The following is a 6,810-nucleotide window of genomic DNA, read 5'->3' on the forward strand; positions in this document are numbered from 1 at the left end:
GGCCCCTGTTTTCACCCCCGCAGCACCTCCCGGGCCCCGTCCCGCCCGCTGCATGTGTGCTGCGTCACTGTATGCGGACACTATTACGGACATAGTAATTACAAGATTGTCGTCCCCCAAACGAAACTATGTGACGGGCGGTGACGTCACTCCCCGAGCTTCCGTGTCGAGAGGAACATCGGCACCTGCCCCGCCACCCGGGCCCATCCGCCGATCTTCATCAGCGGACTCTTCGACTCCGACTTCTGCCAGTCCAGCGCCATCTTGATGTTGCCGGGCCACACGCCGACCAGGAACAACGTCGCCGGAGTCGCCGCTGCGGCACGGGTGGACGGGTTGGCGATCGCCGCGGCGAGCCCCAGTTCGACGAGCCCGCTCCCCCACGTCCAGTACCTCTGCTCCCCGGGCAGTTCCTCGGGGACGAGGGAGTCGTAGAAACGACGTTGTGCGAAGTGGAGGACGCCGGCACCACCGAAGACGGTGGCCCAGACTGCGGCCCGGGTGTTCGCCCGGCGACGTTCGGAAGTGGTCATGACTTTCACGCTACGCCGACCGGCGCCCCCGTGTCAGCGGATCGCGGTACGTCCCTCGAAGGCGCGCGACAGGGTGAGCTCGTCGACGAACTCGAGGTCGCCGCCCATCGGGATCCCCGACGCCAGCCGGGACACGGTCAGCCCGGGGAACTCCTTGAGCAGGCGCCCCAGGTAGGCCGCCGTCGCCTCACCTTCGGTGTTGGGATCGGTGGCGATGATCACCTCGGTGATCTCCGGCGGCTCGGCGACGGTCCCGTCGGCGGCGGCGACGTCGTCGACCCGTCCCCCGATACGCTGGACCAGCGCCGTGACGTTGAGTTCCTTCGGGCCGATCCCGTTGAGCGGGTCGAGGGCGCCGCCGAGGACGTGGTAGCGGCCGTCATACTCACCGGTTCGCTCGATGACCTGGATGTCCTTGGACTCCTCGACCACGCAGACCAGCGTGGCGTCCCGGGTGGAGTCCGCGCAGATGCGGCAGACCTCCTCCGAGGAGACGTTGTGGCAGATACGGCAGTAGCGCACACCCTTCTGCAACCTCGACAGGGCACCGGTCAGCCTCTCCAGGTCCTCCGGCTCTGCCTGGAGGAGGTGGAAGGCGATGCGTTGAGCGCTCTTGGGCCCCACGCCGGGGAGGCGGGAGAACTCGTCGATGGCGTCCTGGAGGGGACCTTCGAACACGGTGGACGCGACCTAGAAACCGAGGCCGTCGAGGCCCTGGGACAGGGGGCCCATCTTCTCGTTCGAGAGGCTCTTGAGGTTCTCCCCGGCGTCCTGGTAGGCGCCGATGATGAGGTCCTGGAGCGTCTCGACGTCCTCCGGGTCCACCACCGAGGGGTCGATGGACAGGCTCTCGACCTCACCGGAGCCACGCAGGGAGACCTTGACCAGACCGTTGCCGGCGGTGCCTTCCACGGTGGAGGCCATGATCTCCGCCTGTGCCTCCTGGAGCTGCTGCTGCATCTGCTGGGCCTGGGCCATGATCTGGTTCATGTCGGGCTGGTTCACGGTGTTTCCCTCCGCTGTCGGTACGGGTCTGTGGTCGTTGCGGTGGCCGTTGCCGTCACCGCGATGTCGGTACCCCGGCGAGTTTACCGGGGCACCACCTCACGCACCTACCGGGTGCGTTCTGCGCCGAGGTGCTTCTCCAGGAGCTCACCGGCGATCTCGATGGCGCTGCGCCGGTCGATGTTCGCCGAGGACGGGTCGTCGAGCTGCGCCATGGCCTCTTCAGCCTCCGCCATGTCGACACCCTGCGGCCCCTCCGGGTCCGGAGGGGTGGCGCCGGGACCGTCGTCCCAGGGTTCAGCGGGTTCCTCCGGCAGCGGGACGCCGTTGAATCCACTGGCCTGTTCCCGGTTGTCGGCCTGCCCGGAGCCGCGCCTGGCGTCGATCCTGGCTCGGCGAGCACGCCAGCCGGACAGCTGCTCCTCCTGTTCACGCTTCTTCGCCGGCGACTGGGCCGGTGATTGTGCCGGTGCAGTCTGCTGCCGACTGTCCGGCATTTCCGCCCGCGGCGCCGGGGAGGTCGCCGCGGGGGAGGTCGCCGCGGGGGACTCCATCTGCCGTGCCCGCTGCAACGCCAGATCCACCGGGTCCGACGGTGCCTGGCCCTGCGGTGCCGGGTCTGACGGTGCCGGGTCCTGCGCGACGGGGACCCCGGTGTGCCCGGACTTCTCCTGCGGAGCGGGTTCCGGCTGCGGGTCCACCGCAGCCTCAGCTTTTCCCGGCGACTCCGGGGAATACTTTCCGCCGACGCCGGCGGAGATCCGGACCGGCGCACCGGTGACCTTCTCCGCCGCGTCGGAGTAGACCGGGGCATGTTCCGGCGCATTGATGTAGTTCGCCAGCGCCCCGGTGTGGTGGGTCAGGGAGATCGTCGCCACCCCGTCGTCGCCTTCGGGACCTTCCTGCGCTGTGGCGTCGCGTGCGGCGATCCAGGCGGCGAGGTTCGCCTCCTTCACCGCCTCGAGGATCTCGGGCCAGCGTCCGACCGGGTGCGCCGCCTGTTCCGCTGTCGCCGGCTCCTGCCGGGGCTCCCCGACCCGTGCAGGTTCGGACGCAGGTTCAGGGGCCGGTTCAGGGGTTGGTTCAGGAGCTGCCGCAGGGGCCGGGGCCTCCTGCGACGACGGCTCCTGTGGAGGTCCGGCGGGAGTCTCGACGGGCTGACCCACGGTCTCCCCTGGGGCCTCTCCCGCGGTCTCCCCCGCAGCTTCCCCGCCGGAAGGCCGACGGCGCCGACGCATGATCTCCCTGGCACGCTCCGCCTCTGCACGACGGGCGTCCTCCGGGGACTCCTGCGGCTGCGCACGGGCAGCCGGTGCCGCCTGCTCCGGGACGGCGGACCTTGATTCCGGAGCTGCCGAAGCTGCGGGAGCTGAAGGAGCTGCGGGAGCTGCCTGAGACACCGGAGTTTCAGGCTCCGGGGCCGCCGACTCCGGAGCCGGAGCAGGTGCCTGCCGGGCGGCCTCCGCCTCCCGCCGGGACTTGCGGACGTAGGGACGCCCGCCGCCGGACGGGGCCGCCCCGGCCCCACCGCCTGCCTCGAGCGCCTCGACGCGCTGCGCCAGTGCCTCGACGGTCATGCCCGCCGCCGGCAGTGACATACGGGCACAGAGGATCTCCAGCAGCAGACGCGGCGCGGTCGCACCACGCATCTGCGCGAGACCTTCGTTCACCAGCGAGGCACACCGAGTCAACGTCGCCTGCCCCACCGCCTGTGCCTGCGCGGTGAGGACGTCGCGCTGATCGACCGGGGCGTCCACAAGTCCGGTGTCGAACGCGTCCGGCACCGCCTGGACCACGAGCAGGTCCCGGAACCGGTCGAGCAGGTCCATCGCGAACCGCCGGGGATCGTGACCGGCGTCGATGACGTCGCTGACACAGCCGAACAGCCCCGCCTGGTCCTGGTTCGCCAGGGCGTCGACCGCACGGTCGATCAACGAGGTGTCGGTGAAGCCCAGCAGCGCCACAGCCCGACCGTAGGTGACGCCGTCCTCACCCGCGCCGGCGAGAAGCTGGTCCATGATGCTCAACGAATCGCGCGGCGAACCACCTCCCGCACGGATGACCAGCGGGTACACCGCGTCCTCGACGACGGCGCCCTCCTCCTCGCACACACGGCCCAGCAGGCCCCGCATCGCCGGCGGGGTCAGCAGCCGGAACGGGTAGTTGTGCGTCCTCGACCGGATGGTCTGCAGCAGCTTCTCCGGCTCGGTGGTGGCGAAGATGAAGATGAGGTGCTCCGGCGGCTCCTCCACGATCTTCAGCAGCGCGTTGAACCCCGCCGAGGAGATCATGTGCGCCTCATCGATGATGAAGACACGGTAGCGGGAGTCCGCCGGGGCGTAGAAGGCGCGGTCGCGGAGCTCACGCATGTCCTCCACACCGTTGTGCGTGGCGGCGTCCAGTTCCGTGACGTCCAACGTCCCCGGCCCACCGGGAGCCAGCGCACGGCAGGAGGCGCACTCCCCGCACGGGGAGGACGTCGGGCCCTGTTCGCAGTTCAGGGACCTGGCGAGGATGCGTGCCGACGAGGTCTTGCCGCATCCGCGCGGACCCGAGAACAGGTAGGCGTGGTTGATCCGCCCGCTGTCCAGTGCCGTCGACAACGGCTCGGTCACATGTTCCTGCCCCACGACCTCGGCGAATGTCGCCGGCCGGTACTTCCTGTAAAGAGCCACGGACCCAGCCTACAAGGCGGGACGGACAGCCACCGCCCCGCCGGCACAGCTACCGCCAGACGTCGTTGAGATTCGCCTGCGTGGTGGCCAGCATCTGCTGCGCCGCTGTCGGACCGCCGTCCAGTGCCACCTGGTACTCCTCGTCGGTGAGCATCACCAGCTGGGCGTAGACGGTCATCCGGCCCGGGTGTGTGAACTCGTGGCGGGTCCCGCCACCGTGCCTGCCGCCGAAGTTCACCTCGTGCACGTTCGGCACCCCGTCCTCCCACAGGAAAGGCGGGACGAGCAGCCCGTGCCGGGCCGTGATCGTCTCGTCGACGTGCCAGCCCAGCTCGGGCAGCAGCAGTCCAGGCTGGGGGGACAACTGGATGGGGTCCTTCGAGATCATCGTCGCCGCCGCCATGACCAGGTCAGGCGCCGTACGCCCGTGACCGGTGGTGACGGTGATGAACTCCACCCTCAGGTCCGAACCGTCCTCGGTGACCAGGTGCGGTTCGATACGTGCGGCGTCCAGCGTCGCCGCGACCGTCTCCGCGTCAGTCGGGTCAGCCGGGTCGGCAGGGTCGGCACCGTCGGCACCGTCGCTGTCATCACCGCCGAGCCGGAGCTCGGCCACGGTGAACTCCGGGAAGCTCTGGCTCACCCGACGCCGGGTGGTGGTGAACTCACCGGGCAGCAGGTCAGCCAGCCAGTACGTCGTCTCCTGAAGATTCACCGGCTACTCCCCGGACGGTGCCGCGTCGCCTGCCGCCCCTGCCGCCTCAGCCGCCTCGATGGCGGCGAGCAGGATGCAGGTGGCCACCCCGTCCATCGCAACCTCGACCTCCTCGATCGGCGGCATGGAGGGGGCCAGCCGCAGGTTTCGGTTCTCCGGGTCGTTCTTGTACGGGAACGTCGCTCCTGCGCCGGTCAACGCGATCCCGGCGTCCTTCGCCAGTTCCGCCACGCGCGACGCCGTGCCGTCCACCACGTCGACGGAGATGAAGTAGCCGCCGGCGGGCGTCGTCCACTCCGCGATCCCGAGGCCCCCGAGCCGACGCTCGAGGATCGCGGTGACCGCACTGAACTTCGGGGCGAGGATGCCCGCATGCTTGCGCATGACCGCCCGGACGCCGTCGGCGCTGCCGAAGTAGCGCGCGTGGGCCAGCTGGTTGACCTTGTTCGGGCCGATCCCCCGTGTCGAGGCGATGCCGCGGTACCAGTCGAGGTTCTCCTGCGAGGAGTTGAAGAAGGCCACGCCGGCACCGGCGAAGGTGATCTTCGACGTCGAGGTCATCGCCCAGAAACGGTTCGGGTTGCCCTGCTCCGCGGCCACCGAGACGATGTCGATGTTCTCCGGGAAGTCGTCGGTGAGGGTGTGCACCGCGTAGGCGTTGTCCCACACCACCCGGAAGTCCGGGGCGGCGGTCTCCATCGCCGCGAGCCCCTCCGCCACGTCGCGGGAGACCGACCAGCCGGTCGGGTTCGAGAACACCGGGACGGTCCACATCCCCTTCACCGACGGGTCCTTCACCAGCTCCCGGACGGCGTCCAGGTCCGGGCCCTGCTCGGTCATGGGCACGGTCACCATCTCGTAGCCGAAGGTCTCGGTGATCGTGTGGTGGCGGTCGTACCCCGGGACCGGGCAGATCCACCGGACCTTCTCCTCCGCCGACCAGGGACGCTCGGAATCGTTGTTGCCGAAGGTGTGGGACCAGGACACCAGGTCGAACATGATGTTCAGGCTGGAGGCGTCGCCGGCGACCAGCAGCGCCGGGTCGATGCCGAGCAGTTCGGCCCACAGCACCCGGATGTCGGTGATGCCGTCGCCGCCACCGTAGTTGCGGGTGTCCACCCCGTCCGACGTCGTGTAGTTGACCCCGGGGAGACTGAGCAGGTCGCTGGCGAGGTCCAGCTGCTCGACGGAGGGCTTACCACGCGTGAGGTCGAGCGACAGGTTGCGGTCCCTGAGCTCCTGGTAGGCCTTGTCCGCCTCGCCTCTCAGGGACGTCAGGGTGTTCAGCACGTCAGTGTTAGCGTGGGTGAGCTTCATAGTCCCGCAGGACCTCCTCGACTTCAACGGGTATGTCCCGTCCGAGTGTAGTGGTCGGTGCCGGGAACCGACAGGGCGCTCCACCGTGCCACGGACGACCCGGTCAGTCCGGCCACCCCGACCTGTCCGGTCGCAGTCCGTCCCGGTCCAGCGCGACCCGGGCGTCGATCCCCAACCTGTCGAGGAAGACGTCGTCGTGACTGACCACCAGCACAGCGCCGCGGTAGTCCTCCAGGGCGGAGACCAGGGCGTCGACGCTGTCCAGGTCGAGGTTGTTGGTCGGTTCATCGAGGACGAGCAGCTGGTGCGCGGGCCTGGCCAGCAGGATCCGCGCCAGGGCTACGCGGAACCGTTCGCCGCCGGACAGGTCCCCCACCTTCCGGTGGACGGTGGCCCCGTCGAAGAGGAACCGGGCGAGGTTCGCGCGCACCTCCTCCACGGAGGCTCCCGGCGCCGCGGCCCGGACGGTGCCGATGACGTCCGCCCCGTCGTCCAGGTGGTCGAGCCGCTGCGGAAGGTAGCCGATCCGGTCGGTGAACGCCCGCCCGCGCGCACCACCCGGCCC

The 6,810-nt window shown here is 69.6% G+C and carries 7 protein-coding genes; all 7 read right to left on the bottom strand.

Translation table 11 applies throughout. The features are described 5' to 3' along the window. Positions 1-146: 146 nt before the first annotated feature. A complete protein-coding gene (locus Q0A34_RS04165; protein WP_291478726.1) occupies positions 147-533 on the bottom strand; it encodes a hypothetical protein in 387 nt (128 codons plus the stop codon). 33 nt (positions 534-566) lie between these two features. Continuing rightward, on the bottom strand, positions 567-1,211 hold the full coding sequence (gene recR / locus Q0A34_RS04170) for a recombination mediator RecR (RefSeq protein WP_291478728.1): 645 nt from the start codon (positions 1,209-1,211) through the stop codon (positions 567-569). Positions 1,212-1,223: 12 nt separating this feature from the next. Next, positions 1,224-1,538: a YbaB/EbfC family nucleoid-associated protein gene (locus Q0A34_RS04175; protein WP_291478730.1), complete on the bottom strand. Its 315-nt coding sequence runs from the start codon at positions 1,536-1,538 to the stop codon at positions 1,224-1,226. A gap of 107 nt (positions 1,539-1,645) precedes the next feature. Then, complete coding sequence (locus Q0A34_RS04180; RefSeq protein WP_291478732.1) at positions 1,646-4,213, bottom strand: DNA polymerase III subunit gamma and tau; 2,568 nt, start codon at positions 4,211-4,213, stop codon at positions 1,646-1,648. Between the two features lie 49 nt (positions 4,214-4,262). Next, positions 4,263-4,928: a hypothetical protein gene (locus tag Q0A34_RS04185; RefSeq protein ID WP_291478734.1), complete on the bottom strand. Its 666-nt coding sequence runs from the start codon at positions 4,926-4,928 to the stop codon at positions 4,263-4,265. 3 nt (positions 4,929-4,931) lie between these two features. Further along, the gene (locus tag Q0A34_RS04190; RefSeq protein WP_291478736.1) at positions 4,932-6,245 is read right to left on the bottom strand and encodes an aminotransferase; all 1,314 of its coding nucleotides are present in this window, start codon (positions 6,243-6,245) and stop codon (positions 4,932-4,934) included. A 103-nt stretch (positions 6,246-6,348) separates the two neighbouring features. Then, a partial coding sequence (locus Q0A34_RS04195) for an ATP-binding cassette domain-containing protein (RefSeq protein ID WP_291478738.1) occupies positions 6,349-6,810 on the bottom strand: 462 nt, incomplete at its 5' end.

Source organism: Corynebacterium sp. (genome assembly GCF_022712195.1).
In the GTDB taxonomy this organism is placed as follows: domain Bacteria; phylum Actinomycetota; class Actinomycetes; order Mycobacteriales; family Mycobacteriaceae; genus Corynebacterium.

What these genes read in the sequence shown, in the direction of transcription:
- Q0A34_RS04165 (WP_291478726.1), bottom strand. Translation starts at nt 533, where the DNA reads ATGACCACTTCCGAACGTCGCCGGGCGAACACCCGGGCCGCAGTCTGG.
- Q0A34_RS04190 (WP_291478736.1), bottom strand. Translation starts at nt 6,245, where the DNA reads ATGAAGCTCACCCACGCTAACACTGACGTGCTGAACACCCTGACGTCC.